The organism is Acinetobacter sp. PC34, from assembly GCF_051789135.1.
In the GTDB taxonomy this organism is placed as follows: domain Bacteria; phylum Pseudomonadota; class Gammaproteobacteria; order Pseudomonadales; family Moraxellaceae; genus Acinetobacter; species Acinetobacter johnsonii.
Map to the genome: position 1 here is coordinate 1,106,883 of NZ_CP196664.1, position 23,577 is coordinate 1,130,459.

The 23,577-nt window shown below is 42.8% G+C and carries 18 protein-coding genes; 8 read left to right on the forward strand and 10 right to left on the reverse strand.

Going from position 1 to position 23,577, the window contains the following annotated elements; all coding sequences use genetic code 11:
• A complete protein-coding gene (locus ACSC9N_RS05435; RefSeq protein WP_348959650.1) occupies positions 1 to 1,050 on the reverse strand; it encodes an NADP(H)-dependent aldo-keto reductase in 1,050 nt (349 codons plus the stop codon).
• Between the two features lie 201 nt (positions 1,051 to 1,251).
• The gene (crp, locus tag ACSC9N_RS05440) at positions 1,252 to 1,959 is read right to left on the reverse strand and encodes a cAMP-activated global transcriptional regulator CRP (protein ID WP_004696183.1); all 708 of its coding nucleotides are present in this window, start codon (positions 1,957 to 1,959) and stop codon (positions 1,252 to 1,254) included.
• Between the two features lie 147 nt (positions 1,960 to 2,106).
• Here crp and ACSC9N_RS05445 point away from each other — a divergent pair, with 147 nt between their 5' ends.
• The 3 genes from ACSC9N_RS05445 (at position 2,107) to ACSC9N_RS05455 (ending at position 7,014) form a co-directional block, all read left to right on the forward strand.
• Complete coding sequence (locus ACSC9N_RS05445) at positions 2,107 to 2,529, forward strand: OsmC family protein (protein WP_004982311.1); 423 nt, start codon at positions 2,107 to 2,109, stop codon at positions 2,527 to 2,529.
• A gap of 390 nt (positions 2,530 to 2,919) precedes the next feature.
• Positions 2,920 to 5,499: an ATP-dependent chaperone ClpB gene (gene clpB / locus ACSC9N_RS05450; RefSeq protein ID WP_126037215.1), complete on the forward strand. Its 2,580-nt coding sequence runs from the start codon at positions 2,920 to 2,922 to the stop codon at positions 5,497 to 5,499.
• A 228-nt stretch (positions 5,500 to 5,727) separates the two neighbouring features.
• A complete protein-coding gene (locus tag ACSC9N_RS05455; RefSeq protein ID WP_279043026.1) occupies positions 5,728 to 7,014 on the forward strand; it encodes a DUF945 family protein in 1,287 nt (428 codons plus the stop codon).
• 123 nt (positions 7,015 to 7,137) lie between these two features.
• Here ACSC9N_RS05455 and rlmKL read toward each other — a convergent pair whose 3' ends face one another.
• Positions 7,138 to 9,342 (reverse strand): bifunctional 23S rRNA (guanine(2069)-N(7))-methyltransferase RlmK/23S rRNA (guanine(2445)-N(2))-methyltransferase RlmL, encoded by a 2,205-nt coding sequence (rlmKL, locus tag ACSC9N_RS05460; RefSeq protein ID WP_087012145.1) that lies wholly within the window; start codon positions 9,340 to 9,342, stop codon positions 7,138 to 7,140.
• Between the two features lie 231 nt (positions 9,343 to 9,573).
• On the opposite strand from rlmKL, the gene ACSC9N_RS05465 reads away from it, so the two are divergent.
• The 5 genes from ACSC9N_RS05465 to ACSC9N_RS05485 all read left to right on the forward strand — a co-directional run bounded on the left by ACSC9N_RS05465 (position 9,574) and on the right by ACSC9N_RS05485 (position 15,230).
• Entirely contained in the window at positions 9,574 to 9,927 is a 354-nt protein-coding gene (locus tag ACSC9N_RS05465; RefSeq protein ID WP_151836400.1) for a hypothetical protein, read from the forward strand.
• A 285-nt stretch (positions 9,928 to 10,212) separates the two neighbouring features.
• Positions 10,213 to 11,229 carry an aspartate carbamoyltransferase catalytic subunit gene (locus ACSC9N_RS05470; protein ID WP_078426232.1) on the forward strand — a complete coding sequence of 339 codons (1,017 nt, stop codon included), beginning with the start codon at positions 10,213 to 10,215 and terminating at the stop codon, positions 11,227 to 11,229.
• A gap of 10 nt (positions 11,230 to 11,239) precedes the next feature.
• Positions 11,240 to 12,475 carry a dihydroorotase gene (locus ACSC9N_RS05475; RefSeq protein ID WP_236769309.1) on the forward strand — a complete coding sequence of 412 codons (1,236 nt, stop codon included), beginning with the start codon at positions 11,240 to 11,242 and terminating at the stop codon, positions 12,473 to 12,475.
• Positions 12,476 to 12,635: 160 nt separating this feature from the next.
• Positions 12,636 to 14,093 (forward strand): OmpA family protein, encoded by a 1,458-nt coding sequence (locus ACSC9N_RS05480; RefSeq protein WP_279732362.1) that lies wholly within the window; start codon positions 12,636 to 12,638, stop codon positions 14,091 to 14,093.
• Positions 14,094 to 14,207: 114 nt separating this feature from the next.
• A complete protein-coding gene (locus ACSC9N_RS05485) occupies positions 14,208 to 15,230 on the forward strand; it encodes a DUF1311 domain-containing protein (protein ID WP_236769329.1) in 1,023 nt (340 codons plus the stop codon).
• Between the two features lie 90 nt (positions 15,231 to 15,320).
• Here the strand turns inward: ACSC9N_RS05485 and ACSC9N_RS05490 are convergent, their stop codons facing one another.
• The 7 genes from ACSC9N_RS05490 to ACSC9N_RS05520 all read right to left on the reverse strand — a co-directional run bounded on the left by ACSC9N_RS05490 (position 15,321) and on the right by ACSC9N_RS05520 (position 23,545).
• Positions 15,321 to 16,730 (reverse strand): short-chain fatty acid transporter, encoded by a 1,410-nt coding sequence (locus ACSC9N_RS05490; protein WP_010327117.1) that lies wholly within the window; start codon positions 16,728 to 16,730, stop codon positions 15,321 to 15,323.
• A 133-nt stretch (positions 16,731 to 16,863) separates the two neighbouring features.
• Positions 16,864 to 17,493 carry a CoA transferase subunit B gene (locus ACSC9N_RS05495; RefSeq protein ID WP_010327116.1) on the reverse strand — a complete coding sequence of 210 codons (630 nt, stop codon included), beginning with the start codon at positions 17,491 to 17,493 and terminating at the stop codon, positions 16,864 to 16,866.
• A gap of 3 nt (positions 17,494 to 17,496) precedes the next feature.
• The gene (locus tag ACSC9N_RS05500; protein ID WP_004982282.1) at positions 17,497 to 18,201 is read right to left on the reverse strand and encodes a CoA transferase subunit A; all 705 of its coding nucleotides are present in this window, start codon (positions 18,199 to 18,201) and stop codon (positions 17,497 to 17,499) included.
• A gap of 26 nt (positions 18,202 to 18,227) precedes the next feature.
• Positions 18,228 to 19,130: a hydroxymethylglutaryl-CoA lyase gene (locus tag ACSC9N_RS05505; protein ID WP_010327115.1), complete on the reverse strand. Its 903-nt coding sequence runs from the start codon at positions 19,128 to 19,130 to the stop codon at positions 18,228 to 18,230.
• Positions 19,127 to 21,118, reverse strand: a complete 1,992-nt coding sequence (locus tag ACSC9N_RS05510) for an acetyl/propionyl/methylcrotonyl-CoA carboxylase subunit alpha (RefSeq protein WP_010327114.1) — start codon at positions 21,116 to 21,118, stop codon at positions 19,127 to 19,129. Before ACSC9N_RS05510 ends, ACSC9N_RS05505 begins: the two co-directional genes overlap by 4 nt.
• A gap of 20 nt (positions 21,119 to 21,138) precedes the next feature.
• Entirely contained in the window at positions 21,139 to 21,933 is a 795-nt protein-coding gene (locus ACSC9N_RS05515) for an enoyl-CoA hydratase/isomerase family protein (protein ID WP_010327113.1), read from the reverse strand.
• Between the two features lie 10 nt (positions 21,934 to 21,943).
• On the reverse strand, positions 21,944 to 23,545 hold the full coding sequence (locus ACSC9N_RS05520; RefSeq protein ID WP_010327112.1) for a carboxyl transferase domain-containing protein: 1,602 nt from the start codon (positions 23,543 to 23,545) through the stop codon (positions 21,944 to 21,946).
• Positions 23,546 to 23,577 lie beyond the last annotated feature (32 nt).

Sequence of the window (23,577 nt, forward strand, 5' to 3'; positions counted from 1 at the left end):
CTATGGCGCAGGATTAGGTTGTTGCTGATGAATAGCTTGAATACCCTGTAAAACATCTTCGGATAAATCAATCTCAAAGGCTTGAATATTTTCTTTCAACTGGTCTAAGTTGGTCGCCCCAATAATCGTACTGGTCACAAAAAATTGCTGCTTGATAAAGGCTAAAGCCAGTTGTGTCGGCATTAAACCATGACGTTCAGCCAGTTGTGCATACTGTTCTGTTGCCCATTCACTCTCTAGGTTGCTGTAACGACTAAAGCGGCTGAAAAGTGTCACGCGAGCATTCGCTGGGCGTGCACCATTACGGAATTTACCTGTGAGATAGCCAAAAGCGAGTGGGGAGTAAGCGAGTAAACCAACGCCTTCATATTTCGCAATTTCTGACATACCAATTTCATAAGTACGGTTCAATAGGCTATATGGGTTCTGCACACTGACAAATTTAGATAGACCAAGCTGTTCTGCAATCTGCAGGAATTTCATGGTGCCCCATGGTGTTTCATTAGATAAGCCAATATAACGAATACGCCCTTTTTGAATCTCTGCTTCTAATGCTTGTAGTGTTTCTTGCAAAGAGGTCAAGGTTTGCGTGCTCTGGACTTCACTGTTTTCATAGCCTAATTTGCCGAAAAAGTTGGTTGGGCGCTGTGGCCAGTGTAGCTGATATAAATCGATATAATCGGTCTGTAAACGCTTTAGGTTGCCATCTAGGGCAGAAGAAATATCGGTTGCATTAAAACGAGTCTGTCCATCACGAATATGACTACCACCTTGCGATGGCCCCGCAATTTTAGAGGCTAGAAATAGCTTGTCTCGACCGCCGCGCTGGGCAATCCATTGGCCAATAATACTTTCGGTTGCACCTTGGGTTTCAGGTTTTGGAGGAACAGGGTACATTTCAGCAGTGTCCCAAAAGTTAATGCCTTGCGCTAAGGCATAATCAAGTTGTTCAAAGGCTTGAGCTTGAGTGTTTTGTTCACCAAAGGTCATGGTACCGAGACAAATTTCAGGAACCAAAATGCCTGTATTGGCTAAGGGTTTAAATTGCATTCAACATTTCCTTTTATGGACTGCGTTTTTTCGGTCGAATTAGGTTACACAGTTATGCCCAGTAGGTTAAATCACTATTTTTACAAAGTTTGTCATGATTTTGTCAAAGTAGGATTTTGTGAAAATAGCAATAGATTTAAAGACATAAAAAAAGCAAATCCTAAGATTTGCTTTTGGCTGTATCAGCTACGAAGAAAAGTCTTATTCTTCGTCTTCATAGTCATCAGCATTCGCTTTTGACTCTTCTAAAGAGGCATCAAAAATTAAGATGGCTTTACCATCAGTTTCGATCATGCCTTGCTCTTCGAGTGTTTTCAAAACACGACCAACCATTTCACGTGAACAACCGACAATACGTCCAATCTCTTGACGTGTAATACGAATTTGGCGGCCATTTGGTAAAATCATCGCTTCAGGTTGCGACGATAAGTCGATTAGGCAACGTGCAATACGACCTGAAACATCGATAAATGCAAGGTCAGTCACTTTACGTGTGGTATTTTTTAGACGGCGTACCAGCTGTGCAAATACTGCATAGCTTAGGTCAGGGTATTGCTTGCTGAGTTCATGGAAGTTTTCATAAGTTACTTCAGCAATTTCGCAGACATCACGGGTACGCACTTCAGCAGTGCGTTGTGAGTTTGCTTCGAATAGCCCCATTTCCCCAAAAAAATCACCCGCATTTAAATAAGCGACCACGATTTCACGTTCATCGTCTTCACGCAGAATAATGGAGACCGAACCTTTTAAAATCAAATATAAAGATTTAGATTCTGAGCCTGCATCTACGATGGTGGTACGCTTAGGATAACGATTAATATATGCGCGTTTTAATAATGCTTTGACTGACTCGGGGAGTTGACCTGGAGACAGCGCATCAGTGCTTAATTGTGAAAAGCTTGAAGTCATGCTAACGGTTCCGAAAATGGATAAAATATAGATCGCACAGACCTAGGGTGAACTTGTCACACAGTCAGAGCTGAAATTCCTTATCAACTCAATTTATGTTAGTGTACAGTCACTTCGTCAATCTATAGCTTTTTTTAGGTACTTGCAATGCAAACAACTGTTCATTGGTTAGAGAATGTTGCTTTCGAAGCAAAAACTCAAAGTGGTCACAGTGTTATCATGGATGGATCGCCAGAATATGGTGGTGAAAACCGTGGTCCAAGACCAATGGAATTGATCCTGACGGGACTGGGTGGTTGTGCCTCTTTTGACATCGTGACCATACTTAAAAAATCACGCCAAGAAATTACCGATGTACGCTGTGAACTCAAGGCAGAGCGGGCAGATAGCATCCCTGCAGTGTTCACAAAAATCCACTTACATTTCGTGATTACGGGTCATGCGGTGAAGGAAAAACAAGTCGCAAAAGCTGTGGAATTATCGGCAGAAAAGTACTGTTCTGCGAGCAAAATGTTGATGGATGGTGGGGTTGAAATCACCCATGATTTTGAGATTATTGAAGCAAATTAAACGCTGACTTTTAAGTCATTTGAGGCTGATCTAGTGATCGGCCTTTTTCATGTTTCACGCTTTTGTTTTGATTCCGTAAACTGGGACACAATTCATCACACGAATAAATAGAAAAATGCGTTGCTTGTTTGAATAATAATTGATCAAATGATTTTGGTTGTCACGGATTGATAGGTCGTCGTGGTCTTTAATACATAAATAATCTAGGTTGGCGCTTGAAAATAAGGCGGGTAAGACCCATCTTATAACCGAGTCTTATGAATTTATTGTTAATATAAGCTAATGAAAAATAAGTTAAAATGTAGAAAAATTAATTAAATTTGAATTGAATTTTGAGCAATTGTTCCCATATATCCATCAAGTTCGAAATTTGTTGTGAGGAAAACAAGAATGCGATTTGAAAAATTCACAAACCGCTTACAGCAAGCTCTCTCAGATGCTCAATCACTTGCAGTGGGGAAAGACCATACCGCAATTGAAGGTATTCATATCTTATCAACATTGTTAGAAGAAACCTCTAATCTGAGTTTGTTGCAACAAGCGGGTGCCAATTTACCTGCTTTACAAAGCAAATTAAAACAAGCACTAGCTGATGCACCAACACTGACTAATCCCACAGGAGACGTCAACTTAAGTTCAGAGGCAGTCAAAGCGCTGAATTTGGCAGATAGCTTCGCGCAAAAAGCAGGTGATGAGTTTTTGTCTACCGATTGGGTGATGCAAGCCTTGGCCGAAGTGGGGGCAACTAAAACGCTACTCAACAGTGTGGGCGTGCAAGCAGAAAGCTTACGCAAAGTCATTTTAAAAATTCGAGGTGATGAGAAAGTCATGAGCAACAATCATGAAGATCAACGTGATTCTCTAAATAAATACACCATTGATTTAACAGAACGCGCACTTGCAGGTAAGTTAGATCCTGTGATTGGGCGTGATGATGAAATTCGTCGTACCATTCAAGTTTTGTCGCGTCGTACCAAAAATAACCCAGTGTTGATTGGTGAACCAGGGGTGGGTAAAACAGCCATTGTTGAGGGCTTAGCACAGCGGATTATTAACCGTGAAGTGCCTGAAAGCTTACAAGGTAAACGTGTTTTATCCTTAGATTTAGGTTCATTGCTTGCAGGTGCTAAATACCGCGGCGAGTTTGAAGAGCGCTTAAAAGCAGTACTGAAAGATTTGTCTAAACAAGATGGTGAAGTCATTTTGTTTATCGATGAATTACACACGCTGGTGGGCGCAGGTAAAGGCGATGGTGCGATGGATGCAGGTAATATGCTCAAACCTGCTCTGGCACGTGGTGAGTTACGCTGTGTCGGTGCAACCACATTAGATGAATATCGCCAATTCATTGAGAAAGATGCTGCGCTAGAGCGTCGCTTCCAAAAAGTGTTGGTCGATGAGCCAAGTGTGGAAGACACCATTGCGATTTTACGTGGTCTGAAAGAGCGTTACGAAGTGCACCATGGTGTGAAAATTTTAGACTCTGCCATTATTGCAGCAGCGAAAATGTCACATCGCTATATCACCGACCGTCAATTGCCTGATAAAGCGATTGATTTGATTGATGAAGCGGCTTCTCGTATCAAAATGGAGCTGGACTCTAAGCCAGAAGCTTTGGATAAACTTGAACGTCGTTTGATTCAATTGAAACTGCAACTTGAAGCAGTGAAAAAGGATGAAGATGCCGGTAGTCGTGCGGAAGTCGCTCATCTTGAAAAGCAAATTAGCGAAGTTCAACACGAATACAATGATCTAGAAGAGGTTTGGAAAGCTGAAAAAACCTTAGTTGAAGGCACCAAACAAGTTCAAGCTGAATTGGATCAGGCTCGTATTGCGCTGCAAAAAGCGCAGCGTGAAAACGACTTGGGTGAAATGTCGCGTCTTCAGTATGGTGTGATTCCAGAGCTGGAAAAACGTCTCAATGAAGAAGAAGTCGTTGAGGAAAAAGAAGAGCCAAAACTACTGCGCAACAAAGTCACTGACAATGAAATTGCAGAAGTCGTTAGTGCTGCTACGGGCATTCCAGTGGCTAAAATGATGCAAGGTGAACGTGAGAAACTTCTCCATATGGAAGAGTTCTTACATAACCGTGTCGTCGGGCAGGATGATGCTGTGGTTGCAGTATCTAATGCGGTTCGTCGTTCGCGTGCTGGCTTATCCGATCCGAACCGACCAAGCGGCTCGTTCTTATTCTTGGGCCCAACTGGTGTTGGTAAAACAGAGTTGACCAAAGCACTGGCAAACTTCTTGTTTGATAGTGACGATGCCATGATTCGTATCGACATGTCCGAGTTTATGGAAAAACACTCTGTCAGCCGTTTGGTGGGTGCACCTCCTGGTTATGTTGGCTACGAAGAAGGTGGTGTATTAACCGAAGCTGTACGTCGTAAACCGTATAGTGTCGTGCTATTCGATGAAGTGGAAAAAGCACATCCTGATGTGTTTAACATCTTGCTCCAAGTATTGGATGATGGTCGTCTAACGGATTCACAAGGTCGCGTGGTTGACTTTAAAAATACCGTGATCGTCATGACATCGAATTTAGGTTCGAGTGATGTGCGTGAGTTGGGTGACAATCCTTTGGATGAAGAAGTGCGAGCAGTGGTGATGAATGCCGTGACGCAACATTTCCGTCCAGAGTTTATCAACCGTATTGATGAGTTAGTGGTTTTCCATTCACTCAAAAAGGCGCAAATTCGTGGTATTGCGAATATTCAATTGGATCGTTTACGTGATCGTTTGGTTGAAAAAGATATGCGCTTAACGGTGGATGATCAAGCCTTTGACTTATTGATTGACGCTGGTTTTGACCCTGTATACGGTGCACGTCCATTGAAACGTGCCATCCAGCAACAGGTTGAAAACAACTTAGCGCAAAAAATATTGTCTGGTTACTATGTGGCTGGAGACAATATCATGATCACTGCACATGATGGTCAGTTGAGCTTTGATAAAGTGAAAATGAGTTAATCATTTACATGGTTCATTGAAACTAAAAAACCCAGCTTCGGCTGGGTTTTTTATTGCGGGACAGAAATGTTAAAAGATGACATTTTTAAGCCAAAATGTGACGTAAGTTTTCATATTTATGTGATGGGTGTGGCATCTAAGTGGTTTATTCGCAAAACAATTATCTTTATTTGAAGATTCTCTTTATAATTTATATTAATAAAAAACAAACAACTTGAGATAGAAGAAATGACTCAATTGAAGTGGGGTATTGGAGGCGTACTTACGCTTGCTGTGGTCGCAGTAGGGGGTAATCTTTATGCAGATAAAAGTTTGAAGGCTTATTATCAACACAGCACCAAACAGTCGAATGATTTAAATTTGCAATATCAACAATTTCAAATGGGGGCTTTAAATGGCAGTGCGAACTGGACCGCTGAATTAGTACTAGACCCATGTAAACCGAAAGAAGTGATCCAATTGAAGGGGCAGGATCATATTCAACGGAGTTGGAATGGATATGCGATTCGTTCAGATATTAATATTACGCAAGCACCTGGCGCACTTCAGTCTTTGTTGAAGGAACCACTTAAAGTACAAAGCAAAGTGAATTGGTTGGGTACTTTGAATAGTACCTTGACTACGCCAGTGATTACCCGCAATGAGGCTCAACTCCAGTCTAGATTAGACCCGATGACATTAAAGTTTCGGGCAAAACCGATCGAACAACAGCTTAAGATACTGGATTTACAGCTTGAAATTCCGAATCTAACAGTCACCGATCCAAATATACATTTGCAAATGGTGGGGCTAAAGCTAGAAAGTAACCAAGGGCTCAATGGTGAATATCTTGAGGCGGGTGAAACCAAAATTCAGATGGATTTGTTGAAAATGTCAGATCGTGATATCAATAAACCTACCAATGCCGAACTGAAGAATTTTAGTATAGAAACGCAAAGTGAACTGACAGACCGAGTTGTAAACACTGAAATGTTGTTGCGTCTAGATGAAATGAAAATGCCTTCAGCACCCGCAGTCCAAAACGTGCAGTTTAATTTTAATGTGCTCGATGTAAACCGACAAAAATTACAGACGCTGTTTGATATTTTGGCGAAAAGTGAAAACAGTTGTTTGGCAAAAGAGGCAATGGAAAAAGATATGGAGCCTGCTTTATTGGCAGTGATCAATGAAGGTTTCCGTTTTGAATCCAAAGAGAACCAATTTGCTATTGGGGAAGGGGTTGCACAAGCGAATGTGACGGGACGTATTATGCCGAGCCATCAATCGACGCTGATGAGTATGGTGAAAATGATGCCGAGTTTAATGGAATACAGAGCAGATATTCAGTTTGATAAAAATATGATCTCGCGCATCATGAATAATTATCTGCAAAAAGGAGGCATCAGCATGTCTGATCAAGAGATCGAAAGCATGCTTTCGACGATGCAGAGTTCAGGGCAGGTGAAACGTGAAGGGAATGTCATGAAAATGTCAGTTGATTACAAATATGGGCAAACCAATTTCCTGACTGAATAATGTAAAAGATAATGATCTAACATAATAAAAGGGACGTATTTCGTCCCTTTTTTATATCTGAACATTGTCTAATACATAATTTAGTGAAGATGAAATGCCAGCGGGTATTTCATCTTCAGTGCATTAGTTTTTTGGATGGGTAATTTTCCACGCACGATGGATTTTTTGATTGCGCTTGAAATCTGGCCCAATGGTTTCACTGGTAATTTCTTCGACATCAAAGAACGCTAAAATTTCTTCGTCCATTTCAAAACCACGGTAGTTGTTCGAGAAGTACAAGGTACCATCCGTAGTTAAACGGTTCATTGCACGTTTCAGCAAGGATAAATGGTCGCGTTGTACATCAAAGGTACCGTAGAACTTCTTCGAGTTTGAGAAGGTTGGTGGGTCAATAAAGATCAGCTCATATTGCTCATGACCTTCTTTTAACCACTCAAAACAGTCGCTGGCAAAGAACTGATGTTGTTCATCGGCATGATCGACCGTTAAGCCGTTCAAGACGAAGTTCTCTTTAGACCAGTTCAAATAAGTATTTGAAAGATCGACGCTGGTGGTACTTGCTGCACCGCCTAAAGCTGCATGTAAGCTGGCTGTAGAGGTATAGCTATACAAGTTCAAGAAGTGCTTACCACGCGCTTCTTGTGCGATGCGTAGACGGATTTGACGGTGGTCTAAGAACAAGCCAGTATCTAAGTAATCAGTTAAGTTCACTAAGATTTTTGCTTTGCCTTCTTGCACGATAAAACGCTTAGAAGCAGTACTTTGCTTGGTATATTGAGTTTTACCTTCTTGGCGAGCACGTGTTTTGATAAAGATCGCATCACGGCCTAAACCTGTCACCGCACGAATGGCCTGTAAAGCAAGATTGAAGCGTTTCTTGGCTTTTTCAGGATCGATTTTTTTCGGTGGCGCATATTCTTGGACATGTAAGCGTTCGCCATATAAATCGACTGCAACGTTAAAGTCTGGAAGATCGGCATCATATAAACGTAAACAGTGAATGTTTTCTTTCACTGCCCATTTCTTTAAGGTCTGCATGTTCTTTTGTAAACGGTTAGCAAAGTCTTCAGCGCCTTCAATTGCTTCAAACTGTTGCGGTTGCCATGTTTCCAAGAACGGCTTGATCACTGCAACAGGTTTAACTGAACCTGAACGCACGTAAATTGGCAGTTTACCATTCATCAAACGCATGGTTTGTGGGTCATTCAGCGCCAATACATCAGCTTGCTCAACGGCTGCAGCGATAACTGCTGCGGTTTGATTTGGGAAGTTCTTTTGCAGTAAAGCAGATAAGCCTAAATATAAAGCACGGTTTGAGGCTTTATCACCCAAACGCTCACCATAAGGTGGGTTGGTCACAATAAAGGCTGTTTTTCCTTCGGCTTCAAAGTTCGGCCAGTCGGCTAAAGTCCGTTCTTCGATTTGGATCTGGTCAAGTACACGTTCAAAACCAGCAGCAATAATATTTTGCTTGGTGGCTTTTACTGCTTCCCAGTCTGCATCAAATGCGTAGAACTTAGGAAGGGGTTGTTCCAAGGCTGTTTGATGGCGTTCAGCTGCTTCCGCTTTAATGCTCATCCACAGATCATGGTCATGGCCATTCCAGCCATTGAAACCGAAACGACGAACTAAACCAGGTGCGCGGTCAGTCAGCATCATTAATGCTTCAATAATGAACGTCCCAGAACCACACATTGGGTCAAGGAAAATATCGGGTCTTTTTGTAAGGAGCTTGGCTTTTTGTAAAATCGCAGCAGCTAAATTTTCTTTAATTGGGGCATCGGTCATATAACGACGGTAGCCACGTTTATGCAATGAATCACCAGATAAGTCTAAACAGTATGTGTGTTCAGTTTTTCCTGCGAGTGCATAAATGGTAATTTCAGGTTGCTTAATATCAATACTTGGACGTTTACCGACAGCTTCCATGAATGAATCGACGATACCGTCTTTTACGCGTAGAGTTGCAAACTGGCTGTTCACCTTAATTTCACGTTCAATATGTAAACGAACGGCGAAGGTGCTTTGTGGTGCAAAAATTAGCGACCAATCAAAGTTCATTGCACCTTCGTAGAGCTCTTCAGCGACATCACGTGCATCATGGCTAAATTCCAGCTCATGGACATGAATTGGTGTGAGTACACGCGAAGCAAGACGCGACCACATACAAATGCGATAGGCATGTTCCAGTGTACCTTTGAAAACTAAACGCCCAGGAAAACGTTCAATGTTTTGAACACCTAAACCTTCTAATTCTTCTTGGAGTAAGGTTTCTAAGCCATCGGCACACGTAACCCAATAGCTGCTTAAACGCGAAGCGGTTTTCATAAATTTGAGAGACCAAAATAAAACAAAATAAACTCGCTAAAGTTTAACGTATTTTGCCTCTGAATGGTTTTTTAAATATGCTTCTACTCAGCGGAAATATTAAAATAAATGAATCACCATGTGAACAATAACGTTTTTGGTACGTATTTTGCTAAATCTTTGCAAGTTTAATTTACTGACTGATTTTTGATAGATCGTCAGTAAATATTTTTCACTTGAAAGGGGATGAATATGTCGACCAAGTTAGATCGCGGTGTTGTAAGTCATGCTGATGCTTTTTCAATTGCAACTTTACTTTATGCACGTTTGCGCCGTGTATCGGGGCGTGTAATTGATGTGATGTATTTGGTGGAAAACCCAAGTTATGCACGTCAAATGGCAGAGCTTGCTTTAAGTACAGAAGATGCTGAACTGATTCGATTGGTGAGTCGTTTAGACAGTGTCATGGATGTTTTTAACTATGAAGAAACAGCCGTGATCGAAAAACCTAAACAGGTCGACACGAAACGACATGAGTTGGAAGCCACTGAAGAAGAAATCTACCGTGCCCAAGTGTCACATCACTATATTGGCGCTTTACGATAAGAATCGCTGAAGTTGGATCGCTCTCGCAAGAGAGCTTTTTAAAATGTCCGCTTGGATAAATGGGATAAGAAACTCTATGGAATTGATATTTATAGCAATTTGATGAACTCTGAATTTGGCTAATTTAGCCTTTGATGGTTTAATTTAACTGGTTGAAATAATAGATAAGAATTTCATAATCTTAGTTTTGAAGCCGATGATAATTAAGGCAATTGTTTTAAACTGAGGTCCAAATCAAAAAGAAAATCTGTATAATGCGTTAACTTAACGTACAAGGAATCTCTCATGCACTTGGCAGCATTGCATACTCCGAGTCAGATTCAACTCAACCAAGATGGTCATCTCAAACACTTCCTCACCATCGAAGGTCTTTCTAAAGAAACTCTTACAAAAATATTGGACACCGCGCAGTCCTTTTTTAATGACCAAAATCAGCTGATTACCAACAACCTCTTAGAAGGTCGAACGGTAATGAACCTTTTCTTTGAAAACTCAACCCGTACTCGTACCACTTTTGAAGCAGCGGCAAAACGCCTTTCTGCAAATGTATTAAATATTGATATCGCACGTTCAAGTACTTCCAAAGGGGAGACGCTCAGAGACACTTTATGGAACTTAGAAGCGATGGCTGCGGATATTTTTGTGGTACGTCATTCTTCGTCGGGTGCGGCACATTTTATTGCCCAAACCGTTTGTCCACAGGTTGCAATTATCAATGCAGGTGATGGCCGTCATGCGCATCCAACACAAGCTATGTTGGACATGCTGACCATTCGCCGTGAAACCAAAAAGAAATTTGAAGATATTTCAATTGCCATCATTGGTGATATTAAACATTCACGTGTGGCGCGTTCAGATGTTGCTGCATTACAAACACTGGGGTGTAAAGACATTCGTGTAATTGCACCAAACACGCTGCTGCCATACGGCTTTGATGAATATGGTGAAGGTGTACGTCTATTTAATAACATGGAAGCAGGGATTCAAGACTGCGACGTGATTATTACCTTACGTATTCAAAATGAACGTATTGATTCGCCTGCGCTGTCATCTCAAGCTGAATTCTACAAAATGTACGGTTTAAACAAAGAACGTCTTGCGATGGCAAAACCTGATTGCATCGTGATGCATCCGGGGCCAATGAACCGTGGTGTAGAGATTGATTCCAGTATTGCCGATGGTCCACAGTCTGTGATTTTAAATCAGGTGACCAACGGAATTGCTGTACGTATGGCAGTTTTGGCGCTTGCAATGCAAGGTCAACTGCAAGAGCAAGGTTTGTTAGACGCGATTGCGGGATAAGGAATAAGTCATGACTGTTGTAAAAATTGAAAATGTACGTGTTCTTGACCCAATTCATCGAACAGATGCGGTTCAAACGGTATATATCGAAAATGGCAAGTTGGTTGCTGAAACAGCCAATGTCACTGAAACGATTGATGGTCAAGGCAAGTGGTTGATGCCAACCATGGTGGACTTATGTGCACGCCTACGTGAGCCGGGTCAGCAGCAGCATGGGACATTAAAATCAGAAGGTCGTGCTGCGCGTGAAAATGGTATTTTGCATGTGTTTACACCGCCAGACTCCAAACCGATTGTGCAAGACAATGGTGCATTGATTCATGGTCTGATGGAAAAAGCGATGCTGGATGGTGGTATTTATCTTGAAGTGATTGGTGCTCAAACCCAAGGCTTACAAGGTAAGCAACCTGCAAATATGGCGGGTCTCAAAAAGGGCGGTTGTTCAGCCGTTTCAAATGCCAATGCGCCTTTCGCAGATGACGATGTGGTGCTGCGCACTTTAGAATACGCAGCTGGCCTTGGTATGACGGTGGTGTTTTATGCCGAAGAACCGCAAATTGCCAAAGATGGCTGTGTCCATGAGGGCTTTGTGGCATCGCGTCAGGGCTTACCAACCATCCCTGCGATTGCCGAAACCATTGCGATTGCCAAGTATTTGCTAATGATTGAAGCGACGGGTGTTCGTGCTCACTTTGGCTTATTGTCTACAGGTGCTTCTGTCGATTTGATTAAAATCGCTAAAGATAAAGGTCTACCAGTCACATGCGATGTGGCGATGCATCAGCTGCATTTAACAGATCAGCTGATTGATGGCTTCAACTCACTTGCACATGTCCGTCCGCCTTTACGTGCTGAGTCGGATAAAGAGCTTCTTCGCCAAGGTGTGAAAAGTGGAGTGATCGATGCGATTTGTACGCATCACGAACCGCTGAGCAGCTCTGCAAAGCTAGCACCATTTGCTGAAACACAGCCAGGTATTACCGCTTTTGATACCTATGTAGCTTTCGGTGTGCAATTGGTGCGCGAAGGTTTATTCAGTCCTTTGGAATGGGTTGAAAAAGTCACGACTGCACCAGCAACTGTGGCCAATATGCTTGAACGTTGGACTGCTGAAGCAGGCTGGGTATTGGTTGATCCTGAGTTAGACTGGATTGTGAATAAAGACAATATTTTGTCACAAGGTAAAAATACACCTTTGATCAATCAAGTGGTGAAAGGAAAAGTTCTAAAAACTTTTGCAGCTTAAATATTGCCTTAAACGTGGATTAAAAAGTCAGCTTCGGCTGGCTTTTTTATTGGGCCTAGATAAAACTGATGCAAATACAATATTTTACAAAGTATAAAAAATGAACAGATAAACTGAAAAATGACGATGAAAACAATGAGAAAAAGTGGGGTAAGACTTCATGAATGTCGATTTTATGGATTTACTAAAACAAAATGTCTCTGCAATTGTTTTAGAGGGTGATACACAAAATTTACTTGAAAAAAATCAAGCAATTCAATCCTTTTTACCAATTTTACTGTCTATATTAAAGTCAAAATCTGAACTGATTCCTGCATTTCAGCAGCAGTTGAATCCACGTCTTAATGATGCTTTTGCATCGAATGTCAGTCTCAAGCAACAGTTCTTGGAGCATGTCCGCGGGGCAGTATCGGCAGATGAAATTGAAAGTACCTTGAGCCGTTCAATTACACCTGCATTAGCATTTTTAGCCACAGAGGCAGGCTCTTCAGAACCTGAAGCGATTTCCCATTTACTACAGGTCAACACAGATTCTATTAGTCGTGCGTTACCTGAGTGGGCAGGTGCATTACTGGCCGGATTAGGGGCAAATACCTTACAAGGACAAGCTACACATGTTGCACCTGCAAGCGTACATGCTACAAAAGTAGATGAAAAACGGTCATTTTTACTGCCAGTTTTGGCTTTAATTATTTTTGCGGCATTGTTTGCTTTTATCTTTAGGGCTTGTACCGACAAAATCACGACTGAAACAGTACCTGCTGCAAATGTGAATGCCAGCCAACCCGCTAAATTTCAAATCACCACAGGGGCAACAGGAGACTTGGTCACTTGCCAAATTTTCTCAGCCAATGCGGCTTATGTTGAAATTTTACAAAAAGAAGTAAAGCAAATTTTTAATAACAGCATCGGTTGTGGTGCAGATATGCAGAGTATGTATCACACTGAATTTATCGACCAAGATGCGATACCCAGTGTCATCAGTGCATTGAAAGGTGTGCCAAATATAAATTTAACATGGTTTGGCAATCAGTTATCGATTCAATCACAAGATCCAGCCAATGCACTTAAAGTGGCAGATCAAATTAAACCTTTACTGCGTAATATGACAGTTGTGACTCAGCAACCACTGGATGTCAACCGTGCCGTGGATACCAGTATTAGTGATGCTGAGCGTGCGCTGGCAGAAATTAATCCTGAGCAAATTCGAGCACTAGACGTTGCTACGGCATTGAATTTGCAAATTATTAACTTTGATACAGCTTCATTGGCGATACCTGATGTCAATAAGTCGATTTTGGATCAGGCCGCGGCGCTGATGCAAAAAGCACCTCAAGTCAAACTGACCGTGATGGGGCATACAGATGCAACGGGAGATGCGGCAGTCAATAAAACCTTGTCACAAAATCGAGCACAAGCGGTGGTGGATTATTTAATTTTTAAAGGCGTCGATCCTGCGCAGTTGAGAGCGATTGGTTATGGGCAAGAAAAGCCAATAGCAGACAATCAAACCGATGAAGGTAAATTTAAAAACCGCCGTATCGAGTTTGAGGTTTTAAATACAGACTCTGGTGTGGTGCGTGAAGTGGATGATCGTGGTGTTGAAAAGGTCAACTAAGCGATGTTTTAACCCTGCTACGGCAGGGTTCTTTTATATAGCTACTCGCATAAAAGCTTATTTTTTGGTTAAATACGCTGCGAAAAACAACAGCCTTATGGTTTTATAACAATGATGAAGAAAACAATTTTTGCCAGTCTAATCTTGAGCAGTTTATTTTTAAGTGCTTGTAACCGAACAGAGAATAAAACAGAAACGGTTGCTGAACCGCAAGAAATGTCAGATTGGAGTTGTACGGCTCCTGCCAATGTCGAACAAATTCAAGCGCATTTAAAAGCTGAATACTTAAAAGCCCTAGACCGCCGTTTGCGTGATAGCCGTGAATATGAGGCCGATGAAAAATTATTAACGCAGATTAATAACGGTATTCGCTTTGAAATTAAAGGGATTTCAACGACCACAGAAAAGCCTGATACAGCGAAGCAATTGGACTGCGAAAGCCAGTTGGTGGTGATTTTCCCGAAAGGGTTACAGAAACGTGCTGAAAATGCGTTTTTAGCGCGTCCATGTGAAGAGTGTGAGGACGGTTATCAAAGTACTTTGCGTGATGTCTTAGAAGAGGGTGAATATTCACTCAACTTAGACAATGATCAGCTACAAGGTGCATTTAGCTATAACATCATTAAAACGGATAAAGAAGGCATTAGCCTGAATGTACCCAATCAAAATGGCGTGATTGATGGTGTAGTGTTGGTGACGCAGCATGCGGTTCAGTTTGCGGCATATGAAAAAGAAAATGCAGAAATACAAAAGAATATAAAACAATATAATGAGCAAGAAGTTGCGCAGATGGAACTGGCACAAAAAGCCATGAATATTCGTAAGAAGGAATTGGACGCTGACCAAGTCAAAGTGGTGGAACGTCTGAACCAAACTTGGGACAATTTCACTGAGGAGCAAAAACAGCAGCTACAACAAGACCAAACGGATTGGTTTGAAAAACGTGATGTGGACTGTAAAGTGATTTCTCAAAAAAGTGTCTACCAAATGACGGATAGTGAAAAAGAAACCTATCAAAAGCAGTCACAATATTGGGATGATGCTTTACGTGCCCAAGATCAACAATTGCAATATACCAAGTGCTTTAATCAAAAAACTAATGAGCGCATTGTGTATTTAAATAATGTGTTTAATTAGTTGGGCTACATTGAAAATATGCTTTATAGAATGAGAAAAGGACGAATATGATTCGTCCTTTTTTATTTAGATTGTGTTTTTTGTCCTTGTTTAGAAGGTAGGTGGCATATAGGTCAGGCTGCGGCCTAAAATCCAAAGCAGGAACAGCACCAAAGGCAGATGGAAAACCAATTGAGTGACGGTAAAGCCGATTACATCTTTGGCTTTTAATTTGAGAATGCCGAGCATGGGCAGCATAAAAAATGGGTTGATTAAATTCGGCAAGGCTTCAGCAGCATTATAGATTTGCACCGACCAGCCTAAATGCACTTTCAAATCATGTGCAGCTTGCATGACATAGGGTGCTTCAATAATCCATTTACCGCCGCCAGAAGGAATGAAAAAGCCTAAAATGGCAGAATATAGGCCCATCACAATGGCAAAGGTTTCTTTGGAGGCAATCGAAACAAAAAACTCAGCAATATAATGTGATAGTGATAAATCATGACTGTTCAAGGCTTGCGTCATCATAAAGGCGATACTGCCATACAGAGGAAACTGAATAAGAACACCTGAGACCGCTGGCACGGCTTTAGTGACAGCATTGAGGAAATTTCGTGGCGTACCATGCAGTGCAATACCCAGCATCAGGAAAATAAAGTTGTAGGTATTTAGGCTTGAAATGGCCAAGATCGGATTACTTTTGCTGAACTCATTGAACATCCAAACTAGACCCAAGAGCACAATCAATATACTCAATAAAGGTGAGTTCTCTAACCAGTCTCCTGGGCGTTTTGTGGTTGGTGTTGGTTTAGCTTCTTCCTCAAACTGGATGGAGAATTGATCAATGGTTTTAATGTCTTGCCCTTTGGGTGCAGACCAAAATGCAATAGCAATCGATGCAATAATCAACACAGCCGTCATGATCATCGACTGAGGTAAGAAAATGGTTTCGGTGAAGGGAATCACGCCGGTTAGATTGTAAATTGATTCGGGCAGGCTGGCTTTGTTGGCTTGCAGTTGTGCCGCAGAAGAACTAATACCTAAGGCCCACGTCGCTCCCATACCAATAATCGCGGCGGCAGCGGCAGCACGATAGTCCATATTGAGTTCTTTGCGTTTAGCTAAAGCAATCACCAGCAGGGCAGTCAGTACTGTACTCATGGCCCAGTTAATCAGCGAAATTAATAAACTGACCGTCGCAACAAGTACAATCGCACCACGTCCACTATGGGGAATTCGAGCCATTTTTTGAATCAGCAGCTCTACAGGCTTTGAAACAGAAACCACATAACCAACCACAATCAGCATACACATTTGTAAGGTAAAAGGAATCAGACTCCAAAAACCATCACCAAAGGACACTGCGACATCTTTGGCAGGTGCGCCAATGCTGATGGAAGCAATTGCGACGATCACGACACCCAATAGGGCAAAAATATAAGAGTCTGGAAACCATTTCTCCGACCAATCACTGACACTTAGTGCAAAACGTTGCAAAATATTTTGAGAGTTTTCCATGCATTGATTCCATTTTTATCTATAAGGTATGAATTTTTGATTCAGCCTATCCGTGCTGATAGAAATGCCTTTAAAACAGGATCGCTGCTTTAAAGACATTGGATTATTTTTCTATTGTATAAATGATGTCGAATTAGCGGATGAGGGGAACACCTGTCACTTTTTGAATATCTTCAAAACTGACATCTTTCGCCAGTTCAACTAATTTCACACCTTCCTGCGTAATGTCCATGACACCGAGGTCAGTAATCACGCGATGTACGACATTTTTACCTGTCAGAGGCAGGCTACACTGCTCGACAATTTTCGGTGTACCATCTTTTGCAGAGTGTTCCATGAGCACCACCACTTTTTGTACTCCAGCAACCAAATCCATTGCACCTCCCATACCTTTGACTTTTTTACCCGGAATCATCCAGTTGGCCAAATCGCCATTTTGTGAGACTTCCATTGCCCCTAAAATGGCGATATTGACATGACCTCCACGGATCATGGCAAAAGAATCTGCACTAGAGAAAAATGCGGCGCCCTGACGTGCAGTAACAGTTTGTTTCCCAGCATTGATTAAATCGGCATCGACTGTTTCGGCTGTTGGAAACTCGCCAATACCTAACAATCCATTTTCAGACTGCAACCAGACGTTGACGTTTTCAGGAATATAGTTGGCCACCAGTGTGGGTAAGCCAATGCCTAAATTGACATAAAAACCATCTTCCAGCTCAAGCGCTGCACGTTGTGCCATTTCATTACGAGACCAAGCCATGGGTTAAGCCTCCTCTTTTAATGTGAGTTGTTCGATACGTTTTTCAGGGTTTGCATTCAGCACAATGCGATTGACATAAATACCTGGCAGGTGAATCTGGTCTGGATCTAAAGCGCCAATTTCAACAATTTCCTCAACTTCGACAATGCAGACTTTTCCAGCCATCGCACATACAGGGTTAAAGTTTTGTGCGGTTTTACGGAAAATTAAGTTACCTGCAGTATCGGCCTTGTAAGCCTTCACGAGTGCAATGTCAGCGGTGAGCGAGTTTTCTAGAATATAAGGTTTGCCATTAAACTCACGCTCTTCTTTGCCTTCGGCAATGAGTGTGCCGACACCTGTTGCGGTAAAGAAGGCAGGGATACCCGCACCTCCAGCACGGAGTTTTTCTGCCAGTGTACCTTGAGGGGTGAGCTCCACTTCAAGCTCACCACTTAAAAACTGACGTTCAAATTCTTTGTTTTCACCTACATAGGAAGCAATCATTTTTTTGATTTGTTTACTTTCTAATAAGAGCCCTAAGCCGAAACCATCGACGCCTGCATTATTTGAAATACAGGTGAGGTTTTTCACGCCCGTTTGTTTTAAGGCCGCAATCAGACTTTCTGGAATACCGCATAAACCAAAGCCACCAACCGCTAGGGTTTGACCATCTTGAACCACATCTTGCAGTGCATCCTTTGCACTTGAATAAACTTTATTGACCATAGTGTTCTCGTTATCAATTGAATGGCTTAGGCACAGCGCTTTTGCCAGTAGGCATTGGCATAATTAGATGGATTGGTGCGTTGTAGTATCTGGCTGATGTTTTGGCTGGCAATCATCAGTGCATCAAGATCAATCCCTGTGATATAACCCATGTTGGAGAGTAGGTAGTAAAGGTCTTCTGTGGAGACATTGCCCGATGCGCCTTTGGCATAAGGGCAGCCGCCTAAACCTGCAATGGACGAATCAAATACACGAATGCCTTGTTCTAAAGACTGATAAATATTGGCAATCGCCATGCCATAGGTATTATGAAAATGTCCTGCTAGACTCGCAGCATCCATTTCCGCTAAACACGCCTGCCAGACTTTTTTCACACGGTCTGGTGTCGCCGTGCCAATCGTTTCACCTAAGGACACTTCATAACAGCCCATGTCCAGCAAACGTTGACTGACGTGTGCAACTTTGCTCGGTGCAATTGCACCTTCATAGGGGCAGTCGACAATACAAGACACATAACCACGCACTTTGATGTTATGGGCTTTCGCCGCAGCCATGATGTCTGCAAATTTTTCAAAGCTTTCGTCAATGGAGCAATTGATGTTCTTTTGGGTAAAGCTTTCGGAAGCTGCGGTAAAAACGGCAACCTCCTGACAGCCAACTGCCAAAGCAGACTCAAACCCTTTCAAGTTCGGAGTCAGTAAACTAAAACTGATATTCGGATCTTTGGGTAAGCTGGCAAAGAGTTCATCACTCTGTGCCATTTGTGGAACCCACTTTGCAGAGACGCAAGAACCCACTTCAATGGCACTGAGTCCTGTTTGCATTAAATCTAAAATCAGTTTGCGACGGTCATCCAAAGTGAGCGGTGTCTTTTCATTTTGCAAACCATCTCGCGGCCCGACTTCGACAATTTTGACAAATTCATTCATGCGGCACCTTCCAAGCTTGAAAACTCAACCAATTCATCACCCGCTTTGACCTGATCACCGACTTGGAAGTAAGCCGCAGAGACAATGCCATCATGTGGAGCACGAATTGAATATTCAATTTTCATCGCTTCAAGCGTGAGGAGGACATCATCTTTTTTCACTGCGCTGTTGTTTTGTACCAAGACTTGTGTGATCACACCTGGCATTGGTGCTTTTAAGTTGTTGGCATCAGAAGCATCATCTTCAGTATTAAAGTTAGGCTGAATATGTGAAAATTTATAGCTTTGACCATCTGCATACAGGGTTAGGCCCTGCGCATTTGAACTATAAGCATAGGTCTTTTTGTTTGTTGCACATTCAATTTTAGCTAAATGTGCTTCTAACAATTCACCCTGAATGAAAACGCTATGTTCATTGTACTTTGCTGTAAAGCCTTTTGCCGCTGGACTGAAATAGACTTTATGTTCTTTATCGTTTAGTGCAAGTTTAATGGCATAGCTGGCATTAAGATTTAAACGCCATAGAGACTTGGCTTGCCATACAGGATTTACAGCGGCTTTATTGCTGGCAAAGCGAGACAAGAGTTCAATCAATGCCGCCGTGATGATGAGTTCTGAAGAGGCTGTTTCATTGTGTTGCAGTAAAAATGCTTCTTCACGTTGAATTAAGTTGGTGTCGAGGTTGGCGGTTTTGAACGATTCTGAACGGACCAAACGGTCTAAGAATGCTATGTTATTGCCCAAGCCATCGACATGAAATTGACTCAGTGCGTGGTGCATTTGGGTGAGTGCGGCTTCACGATTCTTTGCCCAAACAATTAATTTGGCAATCATTGGGTCGTAAAAGGTCGTGATTTCATCCCCTTCAACAATGCCACTGTCTACGCGGACATGCTCATTTTGCTGAGGGTAGTGCAGGTAGTGGATTTTACCAATTGCAGGTAAGAAACCTTTTTCAGGCTCTTCAGCATAGACACGCGCTTCTAATGCATGACCATGAATACTGAGCTCATGTTGTTGTTTAGGCAGCGGTTCACCAAAAGCTACACGTAGTTGCCATTCCACCAAATCCTGCCCTGTAATCATCTCTGTTACAGGATGCTCAACTTGCAGGCGAGTATTCATTTCCATGAAATACGCCGTGCCGTCTTGTTCCACAATAAACTCAACTGTCCCTGCACCGACATAATCCACTGCACGTGCTGCATCAATAGCGGCTTGGCGCATGGCTTCGAGTTTTGGTTCTGCCATTTGGGGTGCAGGTGCTTCTTCTAGTACTTTTTGATGGCGACGTTGTACCGAACAATCGCGTTCAAAGAGGTGCACATAGTTACCATGTGTATCACCAAAAACTTGTACTTCAATATGGCGCGGTTGTACCACATAGCGTTCAACCAAAACATCGTCATTGCCAAAGCTTGAACGCGCCTCACTTTTACATGAAGCTAGATGGCTTAAAAAGTCTTCGCCGCGATCAACTAAGCGCATGCCTTTACCACCACCGCCAGCACTGGCTTTAATCAGCACAGGGTAGCCAATGGTATCGGCTTGTTGTTTTAAAAAATCAGGATCTTGGTTGGTGCCATGGTAGCCCGGTGTCAGCGGTACACCTGCTTTCTCCATTAAGGATTTAGAAGTGGCTTTGAGGCCCATAGCTAAAATGGCATCTACAGGTGGACCAATAAAGACAATGTTGTTTTTTTGGCAGGCATTGGCAAATTGGTCATTTTCAGATAAAAAGCCATAACCTGGATGAATTGCTTCAGCACCTGTGTCTAAGGCAGCTTGAATAATACGTTCAATTTGTAGGTAGCTTTGTGCAGCAGGGGATTCGCCGATATAAATGGCTTCGTTGGCTTGTTGCACGTGCTGCGCCTGAGCGTCAGCATCTGAATAGACTGCAACGGTGGCAATGCCCATTTTTTTTGCAGTTCGGATCACACGACAAGCAATTTCACCACGGTTCGCAATTAAGATTTTATTAAACATATCGATATCCTTTCTTGTTGTTATGCCGTCGTCTTGATCCAGACTGGACTGTGTTTATTTAAAAAAGCATTTAAGCCACTTTTCGCCTCTGATCCTTGGCGTACATGGGCAATATGTTGTGCTGTTTGCAACAATAATGCTTCGGTTAACACTTGCTGGTCGACCATTTGGATGAGTTGTTTTGAAGACGTTTGTGCTTCTGGCCCACCCAAAAGTAAGGCATCGACCATTTCTGCGACTTTTTCATCTAACTGTTCAGCATCGGCCACTACATGCGCCAGACCAATGTGTAGGGCTTGCTCCGCAGAAATACGCTCTGCGGTTAAAAAGTAGCGTGAAGCCTGACGTGCACCAATCGCACGAATCACATAAGGGCTAATGGTTGAAGGGGCTAAACCTAAGCGCACTTCAGAGGTTGCAAACTTAGCATCACTGCTTGCGACACAAATATCACAGGCAGAAGCCAGGCCCATCCCACCACCAAAAGCAATGCCTTGCACACGGGCAATGGTTGGTTGTTTTAATGTTGCTAAACTTTGTAGCATTTTCGCCAGTTTTAATGCATCGGCTTCATTTTCAGCCTGTGAGGCTTGTCCTGCTTCTTTCATCCAGTTCAGGTCAGCACCCGCTGAGAAGCTTTTGCCACGTCCAGCTAAAATCACCACACGTACATCATCACGTGTGTTGAGTTCGCTAAAGCAGCGGTGCAGTTCTTCAATCACTTGAGTATTGAAGGCATTATGCATTTCTGCACGATTAATCCATACCGTTGCCACTTGGTCGCGTTGTTCGAGTTGTAAATATTGAAAGCTCATCACTCATCTCCTACATGCGGAACACGCCGAATTTGGTCGGTTGGATGGGTGCATTTAAGGCTGCGGCTAAACTTAAACCGAGCACCTGACGGCTTTGTGCAGGATCAATCACACCGTCATCCCACAAACGCGCCGATGCATAATATGGATGGCCTTGGCGTTCAAATTGGTCACGGAAGGGCTGTTTAAAATCATCTTCTTCTGCCGCAGACCAAGACTCGCCACGTTTTTCGATTTGATCACGCTTTAAGGTCGACAATACACTTGCCGCTTGTTCACCACCCATAACCGAAATACGCGAGTTCGGCCATGTCCACATGAAGCGTGGAGAATAGGCACGACCACACATACCGTAGTTGCCTGCACCAAATGAACCACCAATCACAAGGGTAAGTTTCGGGACATTTGCGGTTGCAACAGCCATGACCAGTTTGGCGCCATTTTTGGCAATGCCTTCATTTTCGTATTGGCGACCGACCATAAAGCCAGTAATGTTTTGAAGGAACAGTAGGGGAATATTGCGCTGCGTACAGAGCTCAATAAAGTGAGCCCCTTTTTGTGCAGACTCTGAAAATAAAATACCGTTGTTGGCAATAATGCCAACGGGCATGCCATATATTTTGGCAAAACCTGTGACTAAGGTGGTGCCAAAGCGAGCTTTGAATTCATCAAAACGTGAACCATCGACAATGCGCGCAATCACTTCACGAATATCGAATGGCTTGCGTGCATCACTTGGCACAACACCATATAGTTCTGTTGCATCAAATAACGGTTCTTCAATCTCTGTTGCACGCGTATGTGGTGCTTTATTCAGGTTGGCTACGATGTTACGAGCAATGGCAATGGCATGTTCGTCGTTCTCAGCCAAATGATCCGCCACACCAGACAGGCGAGTATGCACATCACCACCACCTAAGTCTTCACTGCTAACCACTTCACCCGTTGCTGCTTTCACCAATGGTGGGCCACCTAAGAAAATCGTCCCTTGATTACGCACAATAATGGTTTCATCAGACATGGCAGGTACGTAAGCACCCCCAGCTGTACAGCTCCCCATGACCACCGCAATTTGGGCAATTCCCATGCTTGACATGCGTGCTTGGTTATAGAAAATACGGCCAAAGTGATCACGGTCAGGGAAAACTTCATCCTGCATCGGCAAATATGCACCGCCTGAGTCCACCAAATAAATACAGGGCAGATGGTTTTGCTCCGCAATTTCTTGAGCACGTAAGTGTTTTTTCACCGTCAATGGGTAGTACGTGCCGCCTTTCACTGTCGCATCGTTGGCGACGATCATGCAGGTCACACCATTGACCTGACCTACACCAGCAACGACACCAGCCGCAGGCACATCGTCTGCATAGACGTTTTGTGCTGCCAACTGACCAATTTCAAGGAATGCGGTGCCTACATCAATTAACTGATCAATACGATCACGTGCTAATAGTTTTCCGCGTGCCAAATGTTTTTGTCGCGCCGCTTCACCACCGCCTAAAGCAATTTGTTCTGCTTTTTGCTTTAAGTCATCGACCAAGCTTTGCATCGCGGTTTGGTTAGTTTTGAAGTCTTCACTTCGAATATTGATCTTGCTATGTAATTGATTCATCACGAACATCCTTGTCATTTTTATTGTTGTGG

Coding starts and splice junctions, on each gene's coding strand:
- ACSC9N_RS05435 (WP_348959650.1), bottom strand. CDS start 1,050: ATGCAATTTAAACCCTTAGCCAATACAGGCATTTTGGTTCCTGAAATT.
- crp (WP_004696183.1), bottom strand. CDS start 1,959: ATGACTTCAAGCTTTTCACAATTAAGCACTGATGCGCTGTCTCCAGGT.
- ACSC9N_RS05445 (WP_004982311.1), top strand. CDS start 2,107: ATGCAAACAACTGTTCATTGGTTAGAGAATGTTGCTTTCGAAGCAAAA.
- clpB (WP_126037215.1), top strand. CDS start 2,920: ATGCGATTTGAAAAATTCACAAACCGCTTACAGCAAGCTCTCTCAGAT.
- ACSC9N_RS05455 (WP_279043026.1), top strand. CDS start 5,728: ATGACTCAATTGAAGTGGGGTATTGGAGGCGTACTTACGCTTGCTGTG.
- rlmKL (WP_087012145.1), bottom strand. CDS start 9,342: ATGAAAACCGCTTCGCGTTTAAGCAGCTATTGGGTTACGTGTGCCGAT.
- ACSC9N_RS05465 (WP_151836400.1), top strand. CDS start 9,574: ATGTCGACCAAGTTAGATCGCGGTGTTGTAAGTCATGCTGATGCTTTT.
- ACSC9N_RS05470 (WP_078426232.1), top strand. CDS start 10,213: ATGCACTTGGCAGCATTGCATACTCCGAGTCAGATTCAACTCAACCAA.
- ACSC9N_RS05475 (WP_236769309.1), top strand. CDS start 11,240: ATGACTGTTGTAAAAATTGAAAATGTACGTGTTCTTGACCCAATTCAT.
- ACSC9N_RS05480 (WP_279732362.1), top strand. CDS start 12,636: ATGAATGTCGATTTTATGGATTTACTAAAACAAAATGTCTCTGCAATT.
- ACSC9N_RS05485 (WP_236769329.1), top strand. CDS start 14,208: ATGAAGAAAACAATTTTTGCCAGTCTAATCTTGAGCAGTTTATTTTTA.
- ACSC9N_RS05490 (WP_010327117.1), bottom strand. CDS start 16,730: ATGGAAAACTCTCAAAATATTTTGCAACGTTTTGCACTAAGTGTCAGT.
- ACSC9N_RS05495 (WP_010327116.1), bottom strand. CDS start 17,493: ATGGCTTGGTCTCGTAATGAAATGGCACAACGTGCAGCGCTTGAGCTG.
- ACSC9N_RS05500 (WP_004982282.1), bottom strand. CDS start 18,201: ATGGTCAATAAAGTTTATTCAAGTGCAAAGGATGCACTGCAAGATGTG.
- ACSC9N_RS05505 (WP_010327115.1), bottom strand. CDS start 19,130: ATGAATGAATTTGTCAAAATTGTCGAAGTCGGGCCGCGAGATGGTTTG.
- ACSC9N_RS05510 (WP_010327114.1), bottom strand. CDS start 21,118: ATGTTTAATAAAATCTTAATTGCGAACCGTGGTGAAATTGCTTGTCGT.
- ACSC9N_RS05515 (WP_010327113.1), bottom strand. CDS start 21,933: ATGAGCTTTCAATATTTACAACTCGAACAACGCGACCAAGTGGCAACG.
- ACSC9N_RS05520 (WP_010327112.1), bottom strand. CDS start 23,545: ATGAATCAATTACATAGCAAGATCAATATTCGAAGTGAAGACTTCAAA.